Here is a 23,997-nt window from a genome sequence, read left to right as displayed (position 1 = left end):
TACTACTCATCTGATTTTTTATAAATTAAAATGAGTAGTTTGATTAGGTAGAGAAACTTTTGGGTATAAAGATTTGCGCTAATCTATCGAAAGGATATTTGTGGCTGCAAAAAAGGCAAATGACGAGGTCAAACTCTCAGATGAGCTTACTAAAATTGTTGATGATCTGGTAAGTTCTTCAAAGTCTAACGGTAGTATCAGCGAAGACGATATTCAGGTTGCCATTCGTGACGTTGACGTTAACGATGATGAGCTTTCTGATTTGTACGATTCGCTGCGCGTTAAAGGTGTAGAGATTACTACCGCATCTGAAGCAACCGTTTCTTTCGCTATTGAAGATGACGCCGTAGAGGATGATTTTTCGTCCGATGATGACTTGGATGATTCATCTGATTTTGATGATGAAGATGATGAAGATTTTGATGCCGTAAATGAGGCGCGTGAGGTTAAAGAGGCTCTCCGCTCTGTTTCTAAGGCAAAAGTCTCCAAGCCAAAACGTTCTTCTCGCGCTCGCGCTCGTCGCTCAGATACCACCACAGTTATGCTTACCGGCGATCCTGTCCGCATGTATCTTAAAGAGATTGGTAAGGTAGACCTGCTTACTGCATCAGAAGAGGTTCACCTTGCTATGAAGATTGAGGCAGGTACTGCAGCTTCCCAGAAGCTGGAGGACTTTGAGGATGGCCTCATCGAGCTCAACCGTGCAGAACAGCGCCGCCTCATGCGTATTGAGTCCGTAGGACTTGACGCTAAGCAGCAGCTTATCTCTGCAAACCTTCGTCTTGTCGTCTCAATTGCTAAGCGCTATGTTGGCCGCGGCATGCTGTTCCTCGATCTTATCCAGGAAGGTAACCTGGGCCTTATTCGTGCTGTCGAGAAGTTCGACTACACCAAGGGCTTTAAGTTCTCAACATATGCTACATGGTGGATTCGCCAGGCAATTACCCGTGCTATTGCGGACCAAGCTCGTACCATTCGTATTCCTGTTCACATGGTAGAGACCATCAATAAGCTTATCCGTGTTCAGCGTCAGCTTCTGCAAGATCTTGGTAGAGATCCTTCTCCAGAAGAGATTGGCGCAGAAATGGGCATGTCTCCTGATCGCGTCCGCGAGATTCAGAAGATTAGTCAGGAGCCCGTCTCTCTTGAGACGCCTATTGGTGAAGAAGAAGATTCCCAGCTTGGAGATTTTATTGAGGACTCTTCAGCTGTTGCTCCACCAGACGCAGCTTCTGATTCAATGCTTCGTGAGCAGCTTGAGCAGGTTCTTGATGGTCTTGCTGATCGTGAGCGTAAGGTTATTAAGTTCCGCTTTGGTCTTGAGGACGGTCATCCTCGTACCCTTGAAGAGGTAGGCAAGGAGTTTGGCGTTACGCGTGAGCGTATTCGTCAGATTGAGTCCAAGACCTTGGCAAAGCTTCGTCATCCCTCTAGGTCCGGTCGTCTTAAGGACTACATGGAGGAGTAGCTTCTTGGTTTAGGTGTGAGAGATTGTGCAAGAGGAATTTGAATAAATTTTTTCTAAATAATGCTTGCATGGTTTGGAATGTCTCTCTATACTTAAACACCGCTGAGAAGCACACATATTCCCCGATGGCGCAGCGGTAGCGCAGCTGACTGTTAATCAGCGTGTCGCAGGTTCAAATCCTGCTCGGGGAGCCAGAATTTTCAAGACCAGGCAATGCCTGGTCTTTTTTTGTTTAAAGAACCGTTCTGCTTTTCTCGCATTAGGCATATTTTTATTCACAGATTTGAAGAGGACGATTTTCTCGACAATTTGGTCATTTGACCGATTTTTCTTTATTTATCCTCAAAAACTTCAAAATTGACACCGTAAAAGGTACAAAACATAACGCTTACGGTATTTCTGCAACCGTTGAGCGACATCTCACAAAGAGCTGTGATGAGATTTGTTAACGTACTCATTAAGGTCAGTGTTATGCAAAAGGCATAACAAATGAGAAAGGTCACTACTATGGATGTGTCTCGTCGCAGTTTTCTAAAGTTCTGTGGTCTAGGCGTTCTTAGCGTTGGTGGATCTAGCGTTCTTGCAGCTTGCGCACCTAGCGAGAAAAAAGAGGAAGGCGCTAAAGATGCAAAGGTAGAGAACAAGGATAAGCCTGTTGTCTTCTTTAACCGTCAGCCTTCTAACAGCTCCACTGGTGAGCTTGATACAAACACTCTTAACTTCAACAAAGACACTTATTACGTTGGCTTTGATGCAGTTCAGGGTGCAGAGCTCCAGGGCCAGATGGTTCTTGATTACATCAAGGCTCACGCAGCTGAGCTTGATCGCAACAAGGACGGCATTATTGGTTACGTTCTTGCAATTGGTGACATTGGTCACAACGACTCTATCGCTCGTACTCGTGGTGTCCGTAAGGCACTTGGTACTGGCATCGAGAAGGACGGCAAGATTATTTCCGATCCAGTAGGCACCAACACCGATGGCTCCGCTTCTGTTGTTCAGGACGGCAAGCTTGAGGTCGGCGGCAAGTCCTACACCATCCGTGAGCTTGCTTCTCAGGAGATGAAGAACACCGCTGGTGCAACATGGGATGCTGCAACCGCTGGTAACGCAATTGCTGCTTGGTCTTCTTCCTTCGGCGATCAGATTGATGTTGTTGTTTCCAACAACGACGGTATGGGCATGTCCATCTTCAACGCATGGTCAAAGGCTCAGAAGGTCCCAACCTTTGGTTACGACGCTAACTCTGACGCTGTTGCAGCTATTGCTGACGGCTATGCAGGCACCATTTCCCAGCACCCAGATGTTCAGGCTTACCTGACTCTCCGTCTGCTCCGCAACGCTCTTGACGGCGCTGATATCAACACCGGCATTGAGTCCGCAGACGATGCTGGCAACAAGATTGACTCCAAGGACTACAAGTATGTTGCAGAGCAGCGTTCTTACTACGCTCTCAACCTTGCAGTTACCGCTGAGAACTACAAGGACAACCTTGACGCAACCACTACCTATCCAGAGGCTTCTAAGCAGCTGAGCGCAGACAAGCACCCAGAGAAGAAGGTTTGGCTCAACACCTACAACTCTGGCGACAACTTCCTTGGTTCAACCTATGTACCACTGCTCAAGAAGTATGCTCCACTGCTCAACCTCAACGTTGAGTTCATCGCAGGCGATGGCCAGACTGAGTCCAACATTACCAACCGTCTTGGCAACCCTGACGAGTACGATGCATTTGCATTCAACATGGTTAAGACCGACAACGGTTCTTCCTATACCCAGCTGCTTAAGTAATTAAGTAGTCGATAGCACGAAACAATACCGGAGGGGAGACACCTGCTCTCCTCCGGTGTTCTCGCGAATAAGCGCAATAACTTAGCGAGATAAGGGGTGATTACATGGCAGATACAGAAAACGATATCGTTCTAACAATTGATGGAATGAGCAAGTCCTTTGGACGTAACCGCGTTCTGGATCACATTTCAATGAACGTACGCCGTGGAACCGTTATGGGTCTTATGGGAGAGAACGGCGCAGGCAAATCTACCATGATGAAGTGCCTGTTTGGTACGTATCAAAAAGATGAAGGCAAGATATTTCTTGACGGCAAAGAGGTTAATTTCTCTGGACCAAAAGACGCACTTGAGAATGGCGTCGCAATGGTTCACCAGGAGCTTAACCAGTGCCTTGATAGAAATGTTGTAGATAACTTGTTCCTTGGTCGCTATCCCGTTAATGCAATGGGTGTTGTCGACGAGGGACGCATGAAAAAAGAAGCAAACGAGCTCTTTAGGCGTCTGGGCATGACGGTTGATCTAACTCAGCCTATGAAGAACATGTCAGTATCTCAGCGTCAGATGTGCGAGATTGCAAAGGCAATTTCTTACAACGCTAAGATTATTGTTCTTGATGAGCCTACTTCTTCGCTTATGACCCAAGAGGTCGAGAAACTCTTTGAGATGATTCACATGCTCAAAGAGCAGGGAATTTCTCTGGTCTACATCTCTCACAAGATGGATGAGATCTTTGAAATTTGCGACGACATTTCAGTTCTTCGTGACGGTAAGCTTGTTATGACCAAGCGTTCAAATGAGACCAACATGAATGAGCTTATCTCGGCAATGGTCGGCCGCTCACTTGAGAATCGCTTCCCAGATGTTACTAACACACCTGGTAAGACGTATCTTTCTATTCAGCACCTTTCAACTAAATATGAGCCATACCTTCAGGACGTCACCTTTGATGTAAAGAAGGGCGAGATTTTTGGTCTGTATGGTCTTGTCGGCGCTGGTAGAACAGAGCTTCTTGAAACAATCTTTGGTGTAAGAACCAGAGCTGCCGGTCGTGTCTACGTCAACGAACACCTTATGAACTTCTCGACAGCTGCAGAGGCAATGGATCACGGTTTTGCCATGATTACCGAGGAGCGCAAGGCAAACGGCCTGTTCCTTAAGGGTGACCTGACGTTTAACACAACCATTGCAAACTTGAACCAGTACAAGGCTGGTCCAATTCTTTCTGATCCTAAGATGACTAAGGCTACCGTCAACGAGCTCAAGGTTATGAACACCAAGGCTCAGGGTCCATCAGACTTGATTTCAAGTCTTTCTGGCGGCAACCAGCAGAAGGTCATTTTTGGTAAATGGCTCGAGCGCTATCCACAGGTTTTCCTGATGGACGAGCCTACTCGTGGTATTGATGTTGGTGCTAAATATGAGATCTACCAGCTCATTATTGATATGGCTAAGAGCGGTACCACTATTATCGTAGTCTCTTCGGAGATGCCAGAGATTTTGGGAATTACCAACCGAATTGGCGTTATGTCCAACGGTAGACTCTCGGGCATCGTAAATACCAACGAGACAAATCAAGAAGAACTCCTGCGCCTCAGCGCAAAGTACCTGTAGGAGAGGATGATATAAATGCCAAAAACAGGTGGATCTGTTCTGACGGCCGAGCAGGAAAAAGAGCTGCTAAAGCCTATTGATCAGAAGATTGGTTCCATTCAGGCTCAGATTGATGAGCTTCGCGCAAATGGTACCAACAAAGTAATTTCAACACTAAGCGCTATTGAGTCAACAAAGCGCGATAAGTCTATCTCCGCCGATGAGCGCAACACGCTTATTGAGGGCTACAAGGCTGAGCTGGAGCTTGCCAAGAAGGTTGAGTCCGAGAACAGCGCTCAGGTCTCCAAGCTTATCGCAGAGGCCGAGGCTTATCTTAAGGAGCACTACAAGAACGAGTACCTGGAGCCTGTAAAGGCTAGCTGTGCTCTTGAGAAGGAGCAGGCTAAGCAGAACTACGCTGCTGCTCTTGATCGCCTCAAGAAGGAGCATGAAGAGGCTGTCAGCAAGACTTCTGATGCTCAGGAAATCAAGGACGAGAAGTACGTCTATAAGAACCGTCAGTTTGATGCAAAGGTCAACTATCAGAAAGACCTTCAGCGCATCAAAGACCGTGCTCATAATGCGTTTAGTCATGAGTATCACCTCATCGACCTTCTCAGGATGTCTAAGTTCACTCCACTGGAGTCTCAGGCTCAGAAGTGGGAGAACTACAAGTACACCTTCAACACCCGTTCATTCTTGCTTCAGAACGGCCTGTACATTGTTATTCTCCTGGTATTCATTGCCCTTTGTATCATTACCCCAGCAGTCAAGGGCACTCAGCTCCTGACATACTCCAACGTCATCAACATTCTTCAGCAGGCATCGCCTCGAATGTTCCTGGCTCTTGGTGTAGCTGGATTGATTCTGCTTACCGGCACTGACCTCTCCATTGGTCGTATGGTTGGTATGGGCATGACTGCTTCAACCATCATCATGCACCAGGGCATCAATACTGGTCAGGTCTTTGGTATCACGTTTGACCTTACTGGTATTCCAATTCCTGTCAGAATCATCATGGCTTTGGTTACCTGTATTGTTCTCTGCACCTGCTTTACCAGTATCGCTGGCTTCTTTACTGCTAAGTTTAAGATGCACCCATTCATCTCGACCATGGCTAACATGCTGATTATCTTTGGTATTGTTACCTATGCAACAAAGGGTGTTTCTTTTGGTGCTATTGAGCCATCTATTCCAGATATGGTCATTCCACGAATTGGCAAATTCCCATCAATTATTTTGTGGGCAATCGCAGCTATTGCTATTGTTTGGTTCATCTGGAACAAGACCACCTTTGGTAAGAACCTCTATGCAGTAGGTGGAAACCCTGAGGCAGCAGCTGTTTCTGGTATCTCTGTCTTTAGAGTTATGGTTGGCGCTTTTGTTATGGCTGGTATCCTCTACGGATTTGGTTCATGGCTCGAGTGCATGCGTATGGTCGGCTCCGGCTCTGCAGCTTACGGACAGGGTTGGGACATGGACGCAATCGCAGCCTGCGTTGTTGGTGGCGTTTCGTTCACCGGTGGTATTGGTAAGATCTCCGGCGTTACCGTTGGTGTTCTTATCTTCACCGCACTGACTTATGCACTGACCATTCTTGGCATCGACACCAACCTCCAGTTTGTCTTCTCGGGCGTCATTATTCTGACCGCTGTCACCCTTGACTGCTTGAAGTACGTCCAGAAGAAGTAGCTGGTGCTTCCGCGCCGCGCGCCCCACGCCCGCTACGCCCACAAGTGCGGAAACGCGCTGCAAGTACGGACACGCGTGCTACCACGTGCAAGTTTCGAGGCGTCTACTTACGTAGACGCCTCTTTTTTTTGGCGAAAGACAGCGCTTGCATGTTAAGGAAAAGTGACTTTACGGGAAAATTACAAAGCAGCTGGTAAAACACTGTATCAATTTAGACATATGTCTGTTTAGAATTTTCGCAACACACCTAAGTCGGATAATCTGCAATTTTTGTCCCTGAGAGCACACCTATGGCTGATATTCTGCAGTTTCAGAGAGAAATAACACACCAATGTCAAAAAATATGTTAACTATCGACAGATTATCTGACTTTACTGTGGTCGGGCTTCTCGATACATGCAGATTATCCGACTTTACTGTGGTCGGGCTTCTCGATACATGCAGATTATCTGACGTAGGCGTGGTCAGGGCGTTGAGTAGAGCTATCTGCGACAGATTATCCGACATAGGTGTGTTAGAAGGGTCAAATCAGACCCCACATCCAACAGAATATCTGACTTTGCTGTGCTTGCGCGTTGTTTAACTGTCGTGGCTGATGGTTTGGCGGTAAAAAACAAGAGAGCCGATTTTCTCGGCCCTCTTGCTGGGTGATTTTGCGATTGTATAGTACGTTGAAGCTCGTGGAACTACGTGTATCGCAGACGTTTTTGCTCGTGAAGCATCGTGAGCTGCGCGCGAACCTGTGGACGGCAGCAGCTACAGAGATTCGAGGAAGCGATGCTGTGCTGCTCGTCCTTCTTCGTCCCACTTGAATACGCCGGCGTCCTCTAAAACGTGCGAGAAGACAATCCCGACTTCGTCGTAGATGTACTTCTTAAGCTGCTCGGACGAGAGGGAAGAGCTGCCCTTCTTTGAAGCAGCATCCTTGCTAGAACCGTCGCCCTGCTCAAGAAGCTTGGCGTAAATCTGGCGCGCCCAGTCGGCGTGGGAGATTGTAGTAGAGTCCGTGGTCAACTGACCGTAGACGGCATTGGCTTTCTTGTCATTTGCCAGGCACTGCTCCATAACTGACTGAACTTTGTTGAGTTCTGGCACAAGGCGAGGAGGAAGTACGGCAAGGCCCATAACCTCGATGAGGCCGATATTCTCTTTCTTGATGTGGTGATACTCGGCATGTGGATGGAAGATGCCAAGCGGATGTTTTTCGCTGGTAATGTTGCAGCGCAATGCAAGGAAGACCTCGTAGATGCCATCTTCCAGCTTGCGAACAACAGGGGTAACCGTGTTGTGGGGCTCGCCGTTAGTTTCTGCATAAACAGAGACGGACTCGTCGGTATAGGAGCGCCATGCAGTGATGATAAATTCCGCTGCTTTGAGCGCTTCTTCTCGACTGGTGGAGGAGAGGCGGAGAACAGAGAGCGGCCACTTGAGGATCGCGCCCGCTACCTCGGGGAACTGCCTGAGTTCAAACTCTTCCGCAACTTCCGCGCGCATCATAGGGAACTCGTAACATCCGCCCTGGTAGTGATCGTGCGAGAGGATCGATCCACCCACAATAGGCAGGTCGGCATTAGAGCCAATAAAGTAGTGGGGGAATCTATCCACAAAGTCAAAGAGATTGACGAGCGCCTCGTGATCAATGTGCATAGGAATGTGATCCGAGTTCATAGCAATGCAATGCTCATTGAAGTACGCGTATGGACTGTACTGGAATCCCCAACGATGCTGATTGAGTTCAATGGGGATGATGCGCAGGTTTTGCCTAGCAGGATGAGCACCCGCGCCAGACGAAGCGCCGCGTCCGGAGTAGCCCTCGTTATCCAGGCAGAGTTGGCATGCGGGGTACTTCTCGCCAGAAGTGTTTTGAGCTGTTTTAGCTGCTGCAATCTCACGAGGGTCTTTTTCTGGCTTGGAGAGGTTGATGGTGATCTCAAGGTCTCCCCAGGTAGTTGGCGTAGTCCAGGTAATGTTTCTGGCAATGGCGCTTCTTCTGACGTAGCCAGCATCACAGCAGAGTGTGTAGAACCAGTCAGTTGCAGCGCGAGGTCCCTCAGAAGCGTACAACTCGTTGAAATGACGTGCGACCTCGGAAGGCTTTGGCAGCAGAAGGCCCATAACACGCATGGCAAAAGAGTCCTCGCCACTCTGGGTGTTCTCGACAAGTCCATGAGAAACAGCCAGACGGGCAAGCTCGGCAAGCGTCTGGTCAAGATCAAACGACTCCAGTTCAATCTTCTCCCAAGGCTTAACGGGAGCGGGACCCTCGTACGAAAGCATGTCCAACAGCGCGTTATAGCACCAGGTCAAATCCTCAGTTTGAATAAGTCCGCGCTCGCATGCATACGCGACAAGCTGCTGAATGCAAAGCGCGCTTTCATTGTCTGCTACAGCCATTGTGCACAAGCTCCCTGGTCAGAGATGGCGTAGTGGCGGCAGGCACCTTCGCCAAACCACTGGTTCATCTGTGCGATGAAGGTCTCGACTAGAGCGAGAGGAACAAAGCACTGGATAGAGCCACCAAAACCGCCACCGTGAATGCGAACGGCACCAGAACCTTTTAAGATGCTCTCGGCCAAACCGAGGGCAAGCATTGCTGGCTGATACGAGCCAGAAGTAGAAACGTTCTGCAGGTACATGCCGGAGCTTGCGCCAGAAGCGTTAGTGAGTGCAATAAAGGACTCAATATCGGAATTCTGAAGGTCTACCCATCTCTTGTCTACCAGGTCATTCTCATACCAGTAGTGGATAGCACGGAGAAGGGCGCGGTCTCCAAGCTCTTCTCGCAGCTCATTAACGCGAGCCTGGAAGTCTTCAACGGGAACCTCAGAGAGGCGAGCCTTGCCAAAGGCCGCTGCAACTTTTTGCATCTCAACAGGGACCGCTGCGTATTCATCTGTGAAGGCAACATGGTCGCAGCCAACATCAACAAGGCAGAGAGCATAGCCGTAATCCTCAAAGTTAAGGTCCAGCTTTTCTGCCTTGGGCTCTGCAGAATCCTCAAAGTTCATGAAGGCAAGGCCGCCAAGGCAAACAGCAAGCTGATCCATAAGGCCGCACGGCTTGCCAAAGTAAACGTTTTCTGTGTTCTGGCTCATCTGAGCAAGCTTAACCGCAGAAACCTCGGAGCCGCCTTTCCAGAGTGCTTCCATTGCGCGACCTGCTGCAGCCTCAAACGCAGCAGAGGAAGAAAGTCCACCACCACCAGGGACATTGCTAACTACTGCCATGTCAAAGCCGGATGGCTCAAAACCAAGTTTGACCAGGTTTGCTGCCATACCACGAACAATAGCCTTAGTGCTCAGATACTCAGCTTCGGTGGGCTCTAGATTTGTGTAGTCAACCTCAAAAGGATCATATCCCACGCTGGCTACACGAATAACGCCCAGGCTGTTAGGGGCGCAAATTGCATCAATAGCAACATCCAGGGCACCAGCGATGACATGACCGCCCTCGTGATCTGTGTGGTTTCCTGCAATCTCGGAGCGACCAGGCGCGTGTACCGCAAGATAGCGGTCAGCTTTTCCAAACATTTGCTCAAAGTGCTCTTTTGCGCGATTGAGCTGAGCTGTGGTTTTCTCGTCAAACGTGTGAGCCATGGTGTTCCTTTCCCTTTAGTGCTGTGAAGCTACAGGTACCTTAAAAGAATCGATAAACAATTTGCGAGCTGTAAGGCTGCTCAGGCGTGCAGGTAGGCTGAGGCCACTCTGCATGGTGAGCACAATCTGGATAAAACTCGCTCTCAAATGCAAAACCAGCGTGAGGCTTGTAAATAGCGCCGTCTTTTGCGCGAGCCTCATCAATCCAGTTGCCGGTATACAGATGGGCGCCAGGAGCGGTAATTTGAATTTCTAGTGAGCGTCCGCTTTCTGATGTGGCGAGAAGAGCGGGGCGTAGCTGGCCATTTTCATAGTTATTAATGGCAAAGCAGTGATCATAACCACGAGCAATTTTGAGCTGCTCATTATCTGCGTCAAGATCTTTGCCAATGGTCTTAGGTGTGCGGAAATCAAAGGGAGTTCCTGCAACAGCATCGATGGTTCCTGCGGAAACCGAGTCTTCTCGTAGAGGCAGATACGAATCTGCCTGGATTGTAAGCTGGTGGCCTAGAACATCACCAGAATCATGACCATTGAGGTTGAAGTACGCGTGATTGGTCATGTTTACAAAAGTTGCAGCATCAGTTGTGCAGGTATACGTAAGATTAAGCGTTGACTGCGCGGCTTCTTCAACAAGCGTATAGGCCGCAGTAATATGACGGTTTCCTGGCAGTCCATATTCTCCATCTACCAGGTCAATGCTAAAGGTTACCGTATTATGCGCTTCATCGATTTCTGCCTGCCAAATGCGCTTATGGATACCAGCAACAAGATCAGTGTGCAGGTTATTTTGATTGTCTGGACCGTTGTTTTTAGGAAGGTGATAGACAACTCCATTAAGCGGAATTTCTGCTTTATCTGCTCGATTAGCAGAAGGTCCAATGGAAGCGCCAAAACAAGCTGGGTTATCTAAATACAAGTCAAACAAGCCATAGCCAAGAACGACATCTGCTTGTGTGCCATAGATATCTGGTACAGAAATACCAAGAATGGTGGCACCAAAATTGCTTAATTTAATTGATGAATGGGCGCCGCGAATAGTATACGTAAGCGCAGCAGGGGAGTTAACAAAGCTATCAAAGGGTCGAACATCAATCATCGGATACCTCCGAGATACTACTCATAGTGCATTACACATACTATGTTAACGTACTCATAACGAACTAACAGGAAATTATTAAGTTTTCAGTCAGTGGTATCTTTGCGGGGGCAAACGGTTAGAGCGCAGGTCAAAAGTCCTTCTCGCCGAACGGTTATTTTTTTACCGTGAACGTTTAATTTGCTGCTATATATGCAATTTTATCGCGTTATGCCAATCTGCCTGTTAGTATGAGTACGTAAACAAGCAGATAATCGGAGGAATTCGTGACTCGCTCGCATAGTTCTAGCTCAAATAAGCGCTCTGTTTCAATGGCTGATGTTGCACAGGTTGCTGGTGTTTCTCAGCAGACCGTTTCTCGTGTTGCTAATGGCGCTCAGAACGTCAGTAAGGCCACGCGAGAAAAAGTCCAGGCCGCAATGGAGTCTATGGGCTTTAGGCCAAGCTTTGCAGGCAGGTCGTTAAGGTCTGGCTCGTATCAATCGGTGGGACTCTGTCTGTACGACATTCGCGAGTTTGGTAACTTGGCAACCCTCGATGGCATTGTTTCTGCTGCTCGTGAGCATGAATATGCAATTACGATGATTGAGAAAGGCTCTGACGACGGCCTCTGCCTGCAGGACATTTCTCATCGTATGTCTAATCTTCCTGTTGACGGCATGATTATCAGCATGATCCTTATGGCATCAGACTTTGAATCATTTGTACCGCAGCCGGGCCTTGGAACAGTGCTTCTTACCATGCATGAGCACCCTTACTGCACAACCGTTGACTCAGATCAGTACGGTTGCTCAAAGCTTGTCATTGATCACCTCTATGAGCTTGGTCATCGCAAGATCCGTTTTGTAGCAGGCCCTTCATACTCCATTGACTCGCAATTTCGCGAGAAGGGCTGGCGAGATGCCATGTCTGAGTATGGGCTAGAAATTGTTGAGCCTTTAGCTGGCGATTGGACCGCCAATAGTGGCTATGAAATTGGTAAAAAACTGCGAGAAACTCGTGATTTTACTGCAGTTTATGCAGCAAACGACCAGATGGCGCTAGGTATCATTGCGGCATTTGAAGAAGTGGGACTGAGCGTACCGGAAGACGTGAGCGTTGTTGGTGTTGACGACTCTCTTGAAGACTATTTGCCAAACTTCTCTTTGACCACCGTACGCTTTAATCTCCTAGAGCGCGGTCGTGTGGCACTTGAGCATGCAATACGTGCATCTGAGGCGGGGTATGAGCCTGAAGCAATTAGAATTGCTCCAAAGCTTATTGTTCGTACCACCACAGCGGCACCACAGAAGTAGAGAAGTCTCTTAAAAAGTCGGGTTTCTCGCCATAATCAGCTATACTGTTCAGGCAATAGTTGATTAGAGGAGTTGTATGTCTGAGTCACCAAATAAAGAGTTAGGCTGGTCAGTTCAGGTTTCCTTAGATACGCACGAGATTCGTGCAGGAGAAACTGTAACTGCTACTCCTAAGATTATTGGTGCAGACCCTGAAGGCTTTAAATTCCACTATGTGTGGAGTTTGAACGACCGTTGGGATGAGGGTTTTTGGGATACCACAGAGCATCAATTTGGTGATTCAATTCCTAATACGTCGTGGACATATACCTTCCCAGAGCCTGGTCGCTATCATCTCTACATTGATGCATTTGACACACACAACAACCCTCAGACAGTAACTGCCTGGGTAGTTGTTGCAGGCGATGACGATTTTATGCGTCCACCGCTTCCATCTGAAGACGCAGAGACCGTTGTTGCGGTAAACGGCGTTTCGGAGATCTTTAACATTGCCTCTGAGCAGTTTAACTCGCTGAAAGAGTACTTTATTGCCTTTGCACGCGGCGAGGTAGCCTTTAAGGAGTTCAAGGCTCTTGATGACATCTCGTTTGAGGTAAAGCGTGGCGAGGCTTTTGGCCTGGTAGGCACCAACGGTTCCGGCAAGTCTACCATGCTCAAAATCATTGCGGGCGTACTTGAGCCTTCTAAGGGAACTTGTGAGGTTAAAGGTACTATTGCACCGCTTATTGAGCTTGGTGCTGGCTTTGACATGGAGCTTACCGCTAAAGAGAATATCTACCTCAATGGCGCTCTTCTTGGTTACAAGAAGGAGTTTATTGACTCGCATTTTGACCAGATTGTAGAGTTTGCTGAGCTTGAGGGCTTTATGGACATGCCACTCAAGAACTACTCCTCTGGTATGGTGGCACGTATTGCCTTTGCAATTGCAACCGTTACAGAGCCTGACCTGCTCATTGTTGATGAGACACTCTCGGTAGGAGACTTCCTCTTCCAGCAAAAGTGTGAGAACCGCATCAAAGAACTGGTTGCTTCTAATAATGTTACGGTTCTTCTGGTTTCTCACTCCATTGACCTGGTTCAGCGCATTTGTGACCGTGCCATTTGGATTGAGAAGGGCAAGCAGCGCATGCTTGGTCCTGTTGATGAAGTTTGTGAAGCTTACGAGCACCTCAAGAGATAATTAAAATTCCTAACCAAAAGTTAGGGTCTGTACGAGTACAATATGTGTGTCTTTAAATGTGGTACGAGATACCCGTAAGGCTCATAGTCATAGTTTTGCCTTTTGGATACCTTGTGCCTGGTCAGGTGAGGTATCTTTTTTATTGGAGGCGCTATGGCTCAAGAAGGTTCGCACTCTCTCATTGTGGATGAGCAGTCCCTTGACCGCATGCTTACACGAATTGCTCACGAAATTGTCGAGAATAACGATGCAATTGAAAACGTTGCTTTGGTGGGCATTATTCGCCGTGGAGAGGTTTTGGCTTCTCGTCTTGCGGAAAAGATTTTGAGTTTTACCGGATTTAAGCCAAAAGTTGGCTCACTTGATATCAGTTTTTATCGCGATGATTTTAGAAGAAATACTGCACCGGTTCTCCACGCAACTAATATCGATTTTGCTATTACAGGCACAAGCGTTGTGCTGGTAGACGATGTTCTTCAGACAGGAAGAACTATCAGAGCAGCACTCGATGCCCTCATTGACTATGGCCGTCCTGAGCGCGTTCAGCTAGCAGTTGTTGTTGACCGTGGTCATCGCGAGCTTCCTATTAGACCTGACTATGTGGGAAAAAATGTTCCTTCATCAAAGAGCCAGGTAGTCAGCTTAAATGTTAAAGAAATTGATGGTCAGGACTGCGTCTTGCTGTACGAAGCTGACTATTCTGACCCCTTTATTGAGGGAGGAAACTAATGCTTTCAGTTAAACATTTGATTGATACAAACAGCCTGACGCGTGACGATATCCAGCAGATTCTTGATACAGCTCAGTCGTTTGAAGCTGTAAATAACAGAGACATTAAAAAGGTGCCGGCACTTCGTGGGCGCACCATTGTTAACCTGTTCTTAGAGCCTTCTACCAGGACTCGCTCTTCATTTGAGCTTGCCGAGAAACGCCTCTCGGCTGACGCTTTAAATATGGGAGGATCTACTTCATCTGTGGTTAAGGGAGAGTCTCTGGCAGATACCATTCAGAATATCTACGCTATGAATGTTGATATGTTTATCTGCCGTGCAAAACTTGAAGGTACACCTCAGAAGATTACTGAGCACACTGATGCCGTTGTCATCAACGCTGGTGACGGCAAGCATCAGCACCCCACTCAGGCCATGCTTGACCTTTATACCATTCGCAAGAACTTTGGACACCTTGATGGCCTTAAAGTTGCCATTGTTGGCGACCTTTCTCACAGTCGCGTTGTTGGTTCTTTGGTGCCAGCACTCAAGACTATGGGCGCAGAGGTTGTTCTAGTTGGACCTCCAACATTCCACGTAGACGATCCAAGCTGGTTTGGCTGCTATCAGACCTCACACTTTGATGAGGTCATTGGTGATGTTGACGTCGTGTACATGCTCCGCGTGCAGCTGGAGCGTATGGAAGGAGCTCCTATTCCTTCTCGCCGTGAGTACAACAGGCTTTGGGGCCTTGACGAGCGCCGCAGTAAGCTGATGAAGCCCGAAGCAATCATCTGCCACCCAGGTCCTATGAACCGTGGTATGGAAATTAACAGCGAGGTAGCCGATTGCGCTCGCTCTCGTATTCTTGACCAGGTCAATGCAGGCGTTTTGACGCGCATGGCCGCAATGTATTTGCTTCTGGGAGGAGACTCTGATGGCATTTCTGCTTAAGGGCGCGCGTGTTGTAGACCCGCAGCTTAATCTTGACGCGGTACTGGACGTTCGTATTGAGGGAGAAACTATTTCCGAAGTAGCAGCAACCGTTGCACCTCAAGAGGGTGATACCGTTATTGATGCAAAGGGCAAGGTACTGACTCCTGGCCTCGTTGATATGCATGTTCACTTCAGAGATCCAGGCTTTGAGTACAAGGAGACCATTGAGACGGGCTCTAGAGCTGCGGTCCACGGTGGCTTTACTGACGTTGCTACCATGCCAAACACCAACCCTGTTACTGATAACGGTCCTGCTGTTCGCTTCCAGATTGATCGTGGCAATGAGGTTGGTCTCATTCACGTCCGTCCTATGGGCGCTCTAACCAAGGGCTCTAAGGGTCAAGAGCTTGCTGAGATTGGCAACATGGTTGATGAGGGAGCATCCGCGTTCTCTGATGACGGCCACGGCGTTCAAAGCGCTGGTATGATGCGCACGGTAATGGAGTACGTCTCCCAGTTTGACCGCGTTGTTGCTGCTCACTGTGAGATTGAGTCTATCAGTGCTGGTGGTGTTGTTAACGAGGGTCGCGCAAGCACGCGACTTGGTATGTTTGGCTGGCCAGCACTTGGCGAGGAGCTAGAGATCTCCAGAGACATTGATCTGTGCCGCCTTACCGGCTGTCCTCTGCACATCTGCCACATTTCAACGGGCAGGGGAGCAGAGCTGGTACGTGCAGCTAAGAAGGAAGGCTTGCCTGTCACCGCAGAGGTTTGTCCTCACCATCTCTTCTTGTCTGAAGATGACATCACTGATACGTATAACACCAACCTTAAGATGAATCCACCGCTCAGAACTACTGAGGATGCGCTCGCTCTTCAGGCTGCAGTCGCAGACGGTACAGTTGACTGTATTGTCACCGACCATGCTCCTCATGCAGCTCACGAGAAGGACTGTGAGTGGGAAATCTCTTACTTTGGCTGCATTGGCCTTGAGACCTCGCTGCCTTTGATGGTAACCAATATGGTGCGCACCAATAAGCTTTCTTACACGGGTCTTGTTCGCGCAATGGCCGTTAATCCTCGTCGTATTCTGCGTCTTGCGCCTGTTAAGATTGCTGCAGGTTACAAGGCTGACCTGACCCTTTTTGACCCAGAAAAGAAGGTTCAGATTACGACAGAGTATTTTGAGAGCAAGTCCAAGAACTCCGCCTTCATTGGCGCTGAGCTCTATGGTGTTGCAACAGATGTGTTTGTTGATGGCAAGCGAGTTCTTGCCAATGAAGTAGTTGTTCCTGGAGGGGAAAAGTAATGCCACTACGTGGAAATGTACAGGTATTTGACTTTACGGTTCTGAGTAATACCCAGGTTGCCCAGAATCTGTATAGAGCCCAGCTCAAGGCACCAGGTCTTTGTAAGTCTCTAGCGCCTGGTCAGTTTGTAAACGTTAATGTTCCAGGCGATAAGCGCCACATTCTTCGCATTCCGCTGTCCTTCTCGCTAGCTGATAAAGCAACCGATACGCTCGAGCTTATCTACGCAACGGTAGGTGAGGGCACGCGCAGGCTTTCTCAGATGAAGCCTGGTGACGCCAGTGACATGACGGCTCCTTGCGGCCGCCCCTGGCGCCTTAACGCCTCTAGCAAGAGAAGTGTCCTGGTAGCAGGTGGTGTGGGCATCACGCCAATCATCGCTGCAGCGCGTAAGCTTACTGAGCTAGGTGTTGAGTTTGACGCGGTCATTGGCGCACAAACTGCCGAGAAACTCTTTGGAGAAGAAGATCTTCTCGCCTTGGGCGCACAGAACGTGTACGTCACAACGGATGATGGTTCTAAGGGTACCAAGGGCTTTGTAACAGCAGCTTTGGAGGAACCTTTGAGCCAAGGTGTTTGGGACGCTGTGTATACCTGCGGTCCAGAGCCTATGATGAGAAGCGTGGCCAAGCTTGCAATTGCCAACAACGTTGCCTGCCAGGTTTCTATGGAGCGTATGATGAGCTGCGCCTTTGGCGCATGCAATACCTGCAATGTCCCACTTGCTAAGGGCGGCTATGCGTCTGCTTGCATGGTTGGACCTGTCTTTGAGGCAAAGGAGATCGCATGGTAGATCAGGTAAAAATGGCCGTCAATCTTGGCGGTATCCAGATGAAAAATCCTATCAATACTGCTGCGGGTACCTTTGGCTATGGCTGGCAGTTTGAGGGTTTCTACGACGTTTCTCTGCTTGGCGCCATCACTATGAAGGGTGTTGCTCGCGTTCCCTGGGAAGGAAACCCAGCTCCTCGTATGTGCGAGCTCAACGGCGGCATGATGAACAGCGTTGGCCTTGCCAATCCTGGAGTGGACGATTTTATCGCCCACACTGATGACTACATGAAAGATCTTGAAGGCCGTGGTACGCGCGTCATCATGCAGATGGCGGCACACTCCGTTCAGGAGATGATTGATGTTGTCGAGCGCCTTGAAGAGCTTAATCCACACATCTCAGCTATTGAGCTTAACGTGAGTTGTCCAAATCTCGAGAAGGGCGGTAAGCCTCTCGGTGGTACTCCAGAGCAGGCTACAGAGATTATGAAGGCAGTTCGTCCTCTGACAAAGCTGCCCATTCTGGTTAAGATGGCCCCCGTCAACGTTGCCGAGATTGGTAAAGCTTTTGAGACCGCAGGCGCTGATGGTCTTACGCTCATCAACTCTATTCCAGGCATGTCAATTAACGTCCACACCAGAAAGAGTAGGCTCTCTAAGCCAACTGGCGGTCTGAGTGGTCCTCTTTGTCATAACGCTGCTGTTCGCATGGTTTGGGAGTGTGCTCAGGCGGTCTCCATTCCTATCTGCGGCGTTGGTGGCGTAGAAACGGGCGAGGATGCTGCGGAGTTTATCTTAGCGGGTGCTACGGCTGTCTCGGTTGGTTCTGCAAACCTTTACGACCCAATGTGTGCTCCACGTATTCTGAACGAGCTTACTGACTGGGCAAAGTCTCAGGGAGTATCTGACATCCACGAGCTGATTGGAGCTGTTGAATGCTAACAGACGAGCAGGCACGCGACGCCGTTATTGTTGCGCTTGATTGCACAAGAGAAAGAGCTCTGGAGCTCACCGATCTTCTCGCCGGCCATGCACGCTGGGTTAAGGTTGGCATGACGCTTTTTTATCGCTACGGACCCTCGATGGTAGATGAGATGCACGCTCGCGGTTTCAAGGTGTTTCTTGACCTTAAGGTGCACGACATTCCATTCCAGGTCAAAGGCGCTGTCCACTCTGCATCGCTTTCTGGTGCAGACATCTTATCTATCCATGGCCTGGGAACCGCTCAGATGATCTCTGCTGGTCGCGAGGGTGCAGAAGAGGCTGCAGCAGAGCGTGGCGTTGATGAGTCTGGCCGCACCAAACTGGTGGCTATCTCTGTGCTTACCAGCATGAATGAGGATGCGCTTCACTCCATTGGCGTAGACGGATCTATTAAGGATGAAGTTGCTCGTTTGGCGTCTCTTTCTTACAGCGCAGGTGCCGATGGAATTGTCTGCTCACCTCAGGAAGCACAGGAAATGAGAGAGCTTTTGGGACCAAATGCGCTCATCGTAACTCCTGGAGTACGTCCAGAAGGTGCCGAGAAGGGCGATCAGGTCAGAATTTCCACACCTTCAGCTGCAATTAAGGCTGGAGCAAGCAAATTGGTAGTTGGTAGGCCGATTACCAGCGCAAATAATCCTGTCGATGCTTTTGAAAACATAATTTCAGAGCTCAAAAATTAACGGAAGTTGTTGGAATTGTGATGAACAGGTGGTTTTTGATGCGGAAATATTAAAAAACCCCTTGTAAATAACGTGTTATGTGGCAAACTATTTTGCTGAAGTGCAAAAGGCACATTAAATTGAGTTTCGTATATGACGTACGAAAACGATGTTTGGAGGAACAATGGCTCTACCTACACTTACCGATGAGCAGCGCAAGGCAGCACTTGAGAAGGCAGCTCAGGCTCGTCACGCTCGTGCAGAGCTTCGCGAGAAGGTTAAGACTGGTAAGGTCTCCCTTAAAGAGGTCCTTGATTCTACCGATCCTATTGCTGAGCGTATGAAGGTTTCTGCTCTTATCGAGTCCCTTCCTGGCTATGGCAAGGCAAAGGCAGCAAAGATTATGGACGAGCTCGGAATTTCCGCAACTCGCCGCGTTAAGGGCCTTGGCGCTCGTCAGCGTGAGCAGCTCCTCGAGGCACTGACCAAGTAGTGGCTCGTTCAGCCAAACTTTTTGTAGTATCTGGACCGTCAGGTGTAGGAAAAGGAACGCTTGTCTCTCTGTTGAGGGACAAGCGCCCAAACCTAGGCCTGACGGTTTCGGCTACTACGCGCTCTCCACGACCAGGAGAAGTCGATGGAGTTGCATATTATTTTCTCTCCGATGAAGAATTTAAAAAGCGCGTTGATGCTGGTGAATTCCTTGAGTGGGCTCATGTTCATGGTCATTGCTATGGCACGCTCAAATCCGAGGTTGATCGCCTGATTTCTGCAGGTCAGTCTGTTGTTCTAGAGATTGACGTTCAGGGTGGACTTATGGTCCACAAACAATATCCCAACGCCATTCTCGTCTTTATTAAGCCGCCTTCATTTGAAGAGCTTGAACAGCGTCTTAGAGGTCGCGGTACAGAAGACGAGAAGACCATTTCTACGAGACTTTCTAATGCTTCGCGTGAAATGGAGCATGCAAACGACTATACTGTTTGCATTGTGAACGACAACCTTGAGACTGCTCTCAGCAAGCTCGAGGAAGTTTTTGATGACTATGAATCAGACGGAGGTCAGCTTTAATGTCTGTTATTAAGCCTGAGATTGACAGCCTGCTTCAGAAGACTGAGCAGAATCCATTCTTGCTTTGCTCTCTTGCTTCTAAGCGCGCTTGCGATATTAACAACATGCTTCACGGTCAGCACCTGCGTGTAACCGCTGTTCAGGATTTTGATGACATTACTACTGTTGCAAGTGGTAAAGATTCTGTCTCTATTGCTATGAAAGAGATTAACGACGGTACCCTTGGCTTTGTTAAAGATTCTTTTGACGAGGCAATTAAGGGCGAGAACACCATCGTTTACTAAGAGTTATGACTGAAAGAGTATGTCTGGTTCACTACCACGAAATTGGTTTAAAGGGTAAGAACCGATCCACTTTTGAAAATCAGTTGGTAACAAATTTGCGACGAGCCCTCCGACACTTTCCAGTGGCGGGGGTTTCTCGCATTTCTGGCTACCTTCTTGTAGAAACCACTGATAAACAAGCAACTGAAGAGCTGCAACATGCCGTGGCCCAGGTTCCCGGTGTTGCTCGCGCTTCTTTGGCGTATCGCTGTGGCTTAGATGAGCAGGAGTTTTGTAACGCCGCCGTGAAGGCGCTGGGGGAGTCCGGTGACTTTGCTACGTTTAAAGTGCATGCTCGTCGTTCCTCAACGGTCTATCCAAAGCATTCCATTGAGATTAACCAGCTTGTAGGCGCAGTCCTTTGCGAGAATTTCCCTGATAAAAAAGTGCAGATGCATAATCCGGATATGACGGTCTATGTACACGTTGTTCAGGGTAACGCATACGTTTACGCTGCATCTATTCACGGCGTCGGCGGTCTTCCTGTTGGCACCGCTGGCAAAGTAGTATCGCTTCTTTCAAGCGGTATTGATTCTCCTGTTGCAACATGGATGGTTGGCCGCAGAGGTGCTACGGTTATTCCAGTTCACTTCTCTGGACGCCCCATGACTTCCGATACCAGCGAATATCTGTGCCAGGATATCATTGAGGCTCTTGAGCCTGCTGGTCTTATTGGCAGAATGTATGTTGTGCCCTTTGGCGAGCACCAGCGTGAGATTTCCCTTGCTGTTCCACAGGCTCTTCGTGTCATTATGTATCGTCGCGTGATGTATATCATTGCACAGAAGATTGCAGAGCTTGAGGGAGCTAAAGCCCTGGTAACTGGCGAGTCTCTTGGTCAAGTTGCTTCTCAGACGCTTGATAACATTGCTGCTGTCAACGAGGCAGTTACCATACCTGTTTTGAGGCCTCTGATTGGCTCTGACAAGCAAGAAATCATCCGTCGCGCCCAAGATATCAATACGTTTGATATCTCAACGCGGACGGCTCCTGATTGCTGCACATTGTTTATGCCTCGCAGACCCGAGACTCACGCAAGAATGCGAGAAGTTCTTGAGGCATGGAATTCTTTTGATCATGAAGCCATGATTGATGACCTTATGCAGCATATTGAGTACATTGACTTTAGTCAGTGTCCTTCATATAAGCCACCAAAAACACTTGCTGCTCGTCATAAAGAGCTTGCTCCTGCAGAGTTTATTACTGACTAGGCTATTCCTGCAGATCAAAGGCTTTGATGGCTTTGCTTAGATGCATTTTAAGAATCCGTCCCGTGAAGGGGCGGATTTTTTATTTGAGTGGATTGATAATCTTATTTAGGACAATTTTGTTGATTTCAGTTTGCTTCACTTATCTGCAAATTGTTTATAACTGTGTCAGATTACCAGCAGTTTTATGACAAGATCACCAGATAAATAGTTAAAAGTCGTGTTTCTTATTAACTTGATAGTTGAATATAAATCTGAGGTGATTGTATGGCTCAGATTTCAAATAACCGCACTCAAATAATTAATAAATTGATGAGAAGGTTTAACCTCTCTAAGCAGCAACTCTTGGCGGGTATTGCTGTGGTGGGTCTAGGTATTGTGTCAGTCGGTGGCTTTAGTGGGATGATTAGCACTGGAACATCAGAGTCTTTTGACAGATCGCATAATCAAGCAAACTCGACACAGGGAGCGATTGTTGCGGAAAATCCACAGCACTCGCAAGAGGATAAGACTGCAGAACAACCAGGAGAAGACCATAAGATTAAAGAAGCATCTCCTCAGATGATGGTTCATGTTGATGGAGCCGTTAAATCACCCGGTCTGTATGCACTTCAAATGGTAAATCCACGTGTAAACGACGCAATTCAAATAGCAGGTGGCTTGACTGAAGATGCCAACAGTCAAGGCATTAATCTTGCGTCTCCTGTAGAAGATGGTCAAAAAATTTATATTCCTCGAAAGGGAGAAGAGGCACCGCCAGAGATTTTGCAGCCAGAGCAAAATAAAGCTACGAGCAACAAGCAGACAGATAAGAAAAGTGACAAAAAGACAGTTGTAGATATTAATCGAGCAACCGTAGAAGAATTTACCAAGCTTCATGGCGTTGGAGAAGGATTGGCTAAGCGAATTGTTGCAGATAGACAAAAGAATGGACCCTTTAAGACTACTGAAGATTTGATGCGCGTTTCTGGTATTGGTCAGAAAAAGTTTGATCAGCTTAAGGACAATATTCGTGTCTAAGGTGATAGAACAACCCTCTCGTCCTTTTATTCCATATAGCCTATGCACGCTGCTTTTTGTATGTTTATGGCTTCAAGTTTTTATTGCAAGAAGCGCAACGCTTGATACAGTTCTGATTCATATCCTAGGAATCTGTATGGTGGCTGCTTTAGGATTTTGGTATGTAAAGCATGCGCATACTAGCCTTATGACTGTTGGGGCAGTTTTACTCTTACTTGTAATTATCCTTATCAGATCTTTCTTTATATACGACAGTCAAATGGCGTCAGTGAATCTTTTAGAGTCAACTTCCGTACATGATTTTGAGCTCGTTGTATCAAGAGATTTAGTCTACAAAAATCATGCATGGACTGGTCAAGCGTCTGTCTTTTACCAAGGTGACTGTATTGGATCTGTTGGCATACATGCCAAAGAACCAATCTTACGAGAAACGCATCTGTGCTGCGAAGGTAGATTTACTCGGTATAAAGATAAAGAGTTTTCAGACGAACAATTTAAGAGGGGAGTACTTGGTTCAATTCAGGTAACCAAGGTAAATTCCTCAACTTATGAAGAGGGAATTATTGGAGAAGTTGCTCAATTTAGAGAAAGCTGCATTTCTCAACTTCAGCCAGAGGTGAGCTTTGGCCGTGCATTAGCTGCGTGTGGCCTTTGTGCCTATAGGCCTAGCTTGTATAGCTTTAACATTCCTCGGATATTTATGCGCTGTGGTCTCATGCACCTTATAGCAATATCTAGTTGTCACATAGTAATTCTCTCTACTTTTATTGATGCTTTGCTCAAAAGGTTGACGTTAAAACCACTTTTGAGAGGAGTGTTAAATGTAATTCTACTCAGCAGCTACGCGCTTTTTTGTGGATTACCTGCGTCTGCAATAAGGGCAATACTTCTTGTTGAACAAAAATACGTTATGCAATGTGTTGGCAGGAAACAACACACGCTATCAGCTGTTTCAACTCTGGCTTTACTTATGCTCTGTGTTGATCCACAGCTAAGCGTAAACATTGCTTTTACCTTGTCTTTAGCTTGTATTTTTGGAATGAATATATACGGCGGTCTTGCTCAGTACTATGCAAAAATTGCTTTTCACGTATCTGGCTATGGAAAAGTACAGAAGGTTCTGAGAAAACCGTTTTCTCATGTACGAAACACCATGTGTGCAACAACAGTCGCTCAGCTCTCATGCCTTCCAATTTCATGTGTGTATTTTGGCCACTTTTCGTTACTTGCGCCTCTCTCAAGCGCCTTAATTACAAGCTTGTTTTCTCTTCTGAGCCTATTTGGAATTG

At 47.8% G+C, this 23,997-nt stretch carries 21 protein-coding genes and 1 tRNA gene; 19 read left to right on the top strand and 3 right to left on the bottom strand.

Annotated features, from left to right (window positions below):
• Positions 1-100 precede the first annotated feature (100 nt).
• From rpoD to RWJ43_RS00665, 5 genes are all read left to right on the top strand, one after another.
• Entirely contained in the window at positions 101-1,468 is a 1,368-nt protein-coding gene (gene rpoD, locus RWJ43_RS00685) for an RNA polymerase sigma factor RpoD (protein WP_314006719.1), read from the top strand.
• A gap of 119 nt (positions 1,469-1,587) precedes the next feature.
• Positions 1,588-1,662, top strand: a tRNA-Asn gene (locus RWJ43_RS00680).
• Between the two features lie 295 nt (positions 1,663-1,957).
• Entirely contained in the window at positions 1,958-3,259 is a 1,302-nt protein-coding gene (locus RWJ43_RS00675) for a substrate-binding domain-containing protein (RefSeq protein ID WP_035430942.1), read from the top strand.
• A 104-nt stretch (positions 3,260-3,363) separates the two neighbouring features.
• A complete protein-coding gene (locus RWJ43_RS00670; protein ID WP_313993211.1) occupies positions 3,364-4,872 on the top strand; it encodes a sugar ABC transporter ATP-binding protein in 1,509 nt (502 codons plus the stop codon).
• 15 nt (positions 4,873-4,887) lie between these two features.
• A complete protein-coding gene (locus tag RWJ43_RS00665) occupies positions 4,888-6,543 on the top strand; it encodes an ABC transporter permease subunit (RefSeq protein WP_314006718.1) in 1,656 nt (551 codons plus the stop codon).
• 756 nt (positions 6,544-7,299) lie between these two features.
• Here RWJ43_RS00665 and RWJ43_RS00660 read toward each other — a convergent pair.
• From RWJ43_RS00660 to RWJ43_RS00650, 3 genes are read right to left on the bottom strand one after another with little or no spacing between them, the layout of a single operon-like run.
• A complete protein-coding gene (locus RWJ43_RS00660) occupies positions 7,300-8,937 on the bottom strand; it encodes a UDP-glucose--hexose-1-phosphate uridylyltransferase (protein WP_314006717.1) in 1,638 nt (545 codons plus the stop codon).
• Positions 8,928-10,139 carry a galactokinase family protein gene (locus RWJ43_RS00655; RefSeq protein WP_314006716.1) on the bottom strand — a complete coding sequence of 404 codons (1,212 nt, stop codon included), beginning with the start codon at positions 10,137-10,139 and terminating at the stop codon, positions 8,928-8,930. Before RWJ43_RS00655 ends, RWJ43_RS00660 begins: the two co-directional genes overlap by 10 nt.
• 40 nt (positions 10,140-10,179) lie before the next feature.
• The gene (locus tag RWJ43_RS00650) at positions 10,180-11,238 is read right to left on the bottom strand and encodes an aldose epimerase family protein (protein WP_314006715.1); all 1,059 of its coding nucleotides are present in this window, start codon (positions 11,236-11,238) and stop codon (positions 10,180-10,182) included.
• 311 nt (positions 11,239-11,549) lie between these two features.
• Between RWJ43_RS00650 and RWJ43_RS00645 the strand changes: the two genes are divergently transcribed.
• From RWJ43_RS00645 to RWJ43_RS00580, 14 genes are all read left to right on the top strand, one after another.
• Positions 11,550-12,533: a LacI family DNA-binding transcriptional regulator gene (locus RWJ43_RS00645; protein WP_314006714.1), complete on the top strand. Its 984-nt coding sequence runs from the start codon at positions 11,550-11,552 to the stop codon at positions 12,531-12,533.
• A 76-nt stretch (positions 12,534-12,609) separates the two neighbouring features.
• Positions 12,610-13,713 (top strand): ABC transporter ATP-binding protein, encoded by a 1,104-nt coding sequence (locus tag RWJ43_RS00640; protein ID WP_353573412.1) that lies wholly within the window; start codon positions 12,610-12,612, stop codon positions 13,711-13,713.
• 153 nt (positions 13,714-13,866) lie between these two features.
• The gene (gene pyrR, locus RWJ43_RS00635) at positions 13,867-14,442 is read left to right on the top strand and encodes a bifunctional pyr operon transcriptional regulator/uracil phosphoribosyltransferase PyrR (RefSeq protein WP_314006713.1); all 576 of its coding nucleotides are present in this window, start codon (positions 13,867-13,869) and stop codon (positions 14,440-14,442) included.
• A complete protein-coding gene (locus RWJ43_RS00630; protein ID WP_314006712.1) occupies positions 14,442-15,377 on the top strand; it encodes an aspartate carbamoyltransferase catalytic subunit in 936 nt (311 codons plus the stop codon). The genes pyrR and RWJ43_RS00630 overlap by 1 nt, the downstream gene beginning before the upstream one ends.
• Complete coding sequence (locus tag RWJ43_RS00625; RefSeq protein ID WP_314006711.1) at positions 15,361-16,668, top strand: dihydroorotase; 1,308 nt, start codon at positions 15,361-15,363, stop codon at positions 16,666-16,668. Before RWJ43_RS00630 ends, RWJ43_RS00625 begins: the two co-directional genes overlap by 17 nt.
• A complete protein-coding gene (locus RWJ43_RS00620; protein ID WP_314006710.1) occupies positions 16,668-17,462 on the top strand; it encodes a dihydroorotate dehydrogenase electron transfer subunit in 795 nt (264 codons plus the stop codon). Before RWJ43_RS00625 ends, RWJ43_RS00620 begins: the two co-directional genes overlap by 1 nt.
• Complete coding sequence (locus tag RWJ43_RS00615; protein ID WP_314006709.1) at positions 17,456-18,382, top strand: dihydroorotate dehydrogenase; 927 nt, start codon at positions 17,456-17,458, stop codon at positions 18,380-18,382. The genes RWJ43_RS00620 and RWJ43_RS00615 overlap by 7 nt, the downstream gene beginning before the upstream one ends.
• Complete coding sequence (pyrF, locus tag RWJ43_RS00610) at positions 18,376-19,107, top strand: orotidine-5'-phosphate decarboxylase (protein ID WP_314006708.1); 732 nt, start codon at positions 18,376-18,378, stop codon at positions 19,105-19,107. Before RWJ43_RS00615 ends, pyrF begins: the two co-directional genes overlap by 7 nt.
• Before the next feature lie 163 nt (positions 19,108-19,270).
• Positions 19,271-19,579 carry an integration host factor, actinobacterial type gene (mihF, locus tag RWJ43_RS00605; protein WP_012808895.1) on the top strand — a complete coding sequence of 103 codons (309 nt, stop codon included), beginning with the start codon at positions 19,271-19,273 and terminating at the stop codon, positions 19,577-19,579.
• A complete protein-coding gene (gene gmk / locus RWJ43_RS00600; protein WP_035427669.1) occupies positions 19,579-20,157 on the top strand; it encodes a guanylate kinase in 579 nt (192 codons plus the stop codon). Before mihF ends, gmk begins: the two co-directional genes overlap by 1 nt.
• Entirely contained in the window at positions 20,157-20,441 is a 285-nt protein-coding gene (locus RWJ43_RS00595) for a DNA-directed RNA polymerase subunit omega (RefSeq protein WP_012808893.1), read from the top strand. The genes gmk and RWJ43_RS00595 overlap by 1 nt, the downstream gene beginning before the upstream one ends.
• A gap of 5 nt (positions 20,442-20,446) precedes the next feature.
• Entirely contained in the window at positions 20,447-21,691 is a 1,245-nt protein-coding gene (gene thiI / locus RWJ43_RS00590) for a tRNA uracil 4-sulfurtransferase ThiI (protein ID WP_314006707.1), read from the top strand.
• Positions 21,692-21,955: 264 nt separating this feature from the next.
• Complete coding sequence (locus RWJ43_RS00585; protein ID WP_314006706.1) at positions 21,956-22,708, top strand: helix-hairpin-helix domain-containing protein; 753 nt, start codon at positions 21,956-21,958, stop codon at positions 22,706-22,708.
• Positions 22,701-23,997, top strand: a 1,297-nt coding sequence (locus tag RWJ43_RS00580; protein ID WP_314006705.1) for a ComEC/Rec2 family competence protein, incomplete at its 3' end; no start/stop codon positions are given. The genes RWJ43_RS00585 and RWJ43_RS00580, both read left to right, overlap by 8 nt.

This window comes from Lancefieldella parvula, from assembly GCF_963530955.1.
GTDB lineage: Bacteria > Actinomycetota > Coriobacteriia > Coriobacteriales > Atopobiaceae > Lancefieldella > Lancefieldella parvula_A.
This window is presented reverse-complemented; position numbering and strand designations above follow the sequence as displayed.

Coding starts and splice junctions, on each gene's coding strand:
- RWJ43_RS00625 (WP_314006711.1), top strand. CDS start 15,361: ATGGCATTTCTGCTTAAGGGCGCGCGTGTTGTAGACCCGCAGCTTAAT.
- thiI (WP_314006707.1), top strand. CDS start 20,447: ATGACTGAAAGAGTATGTCTGGTTCACTACCACGAAATTGGTTTAAAG.
- pyrR (WP_314006713.1), top strand. CDS start 13,867: ATGGCTCAAGAAGGTTCGCACTCTCTCATTGTGGATGAGCAGTCCCTT.
- RWJ43_RS00645 (WP_314006714.1), top strand. CDS start 11,550: ATGGCTGATGTTGCACAGGTTGCTGGTGTTTCTCAGCAGACCGTTTCT.
- RWJ43_RS00670 (WP_313993211.1), top strand. CDS start 3,364: ATGGCAGATACAGAAAACGATATCGTTCTAACAATTGATGGAATGAGC.
- mihF (WP_012808895.1), top strand. CDS start 19,271: ATGGCTCTACCTACACTTACCGATGAGCAGCGCAAGGCAGCACTTGAG.
- RWJ43_RS00650 (WP_314006715.1), bottom strand. CDS start 11,238: ATGATTGATGTTCGACCCTTTGATAGCTTTGTTAACTCCCCTGCTGCG.
- RWJ43_RS00655 (WP_314006716.1), bottom strand. CDS start 10,139: ATGGCTCACACGTTTGACGAGAAAACCACAGCTCAGCTCAATCGCGCA.
- RWJ43_RS00595 (WP_012808893.1), top strand. CDS start 20,157: ATGTCTGTTATTAAGCCTGAGATTGACAGCCTGCTTCAGAAGACTGAG.
- RWJ43_RS00630 (WP_314006712.1), top strand. CDS start 14,442: ATGCTTTCAGTTAAACATTTGATTGATACAAACAGCCTGACGCGTGAC.
- RWJ43_RS00585 (WP_314006706.1), top strand. CDS start 21,956: ATGGCTCAGATTTCAAATAACCGCACTCAAATAATTAATAAATTGATG.
- RWJ43_RS00620 (WP_314006710.1), top strand. CDS start 16,668: ATGCCACTACGTGGAAATGTACAGGTATTTGACTTTACGGTTCTGAGT.
- pyrF (WP_314006708.1), top strand. CDS start 18,376: ATGCTAACAGACGAGCAGGCACGCGACGCCGTTATTGTTGCGCTTGAT.
- RWJ43_RS00665 (WP_314006718.1), top strand. CDS start 4,888: ATGCCAAAAACAGGTGGATCTGTTCTGACGGCCGAGCAGGAAAAAGAG.
- RWJ43_RS00660 (WP_314006717.1), bottom strand. CDS start 8,937: ATGGCTGTAGCAGACAATGAAAGCGCGCTTTGCATTCAGCAGCTTGTC.
- RWJ43_RS00675 (WP_035430942.1), top strand. CDS start 1,958: ATGAGAAAGGTCACTACTATGGATGTGTCTCGTCGCAGTTTTCTAAAG.
- RWJ43_RS00615 (WP_314006709.1), top strand. CDS start 17,456: ATGGTAGATCAGGTAAAAATGGCCGTCAATCTTGGCGGTATCCAGATG.
- RWJ43_RS00640 (WP_353573412.1), top strand. CDS start 12,610: ATGTCTGAGTCACCAAATAAAGAGTTAGGCTGGTCAGTTCAGGTTTCC.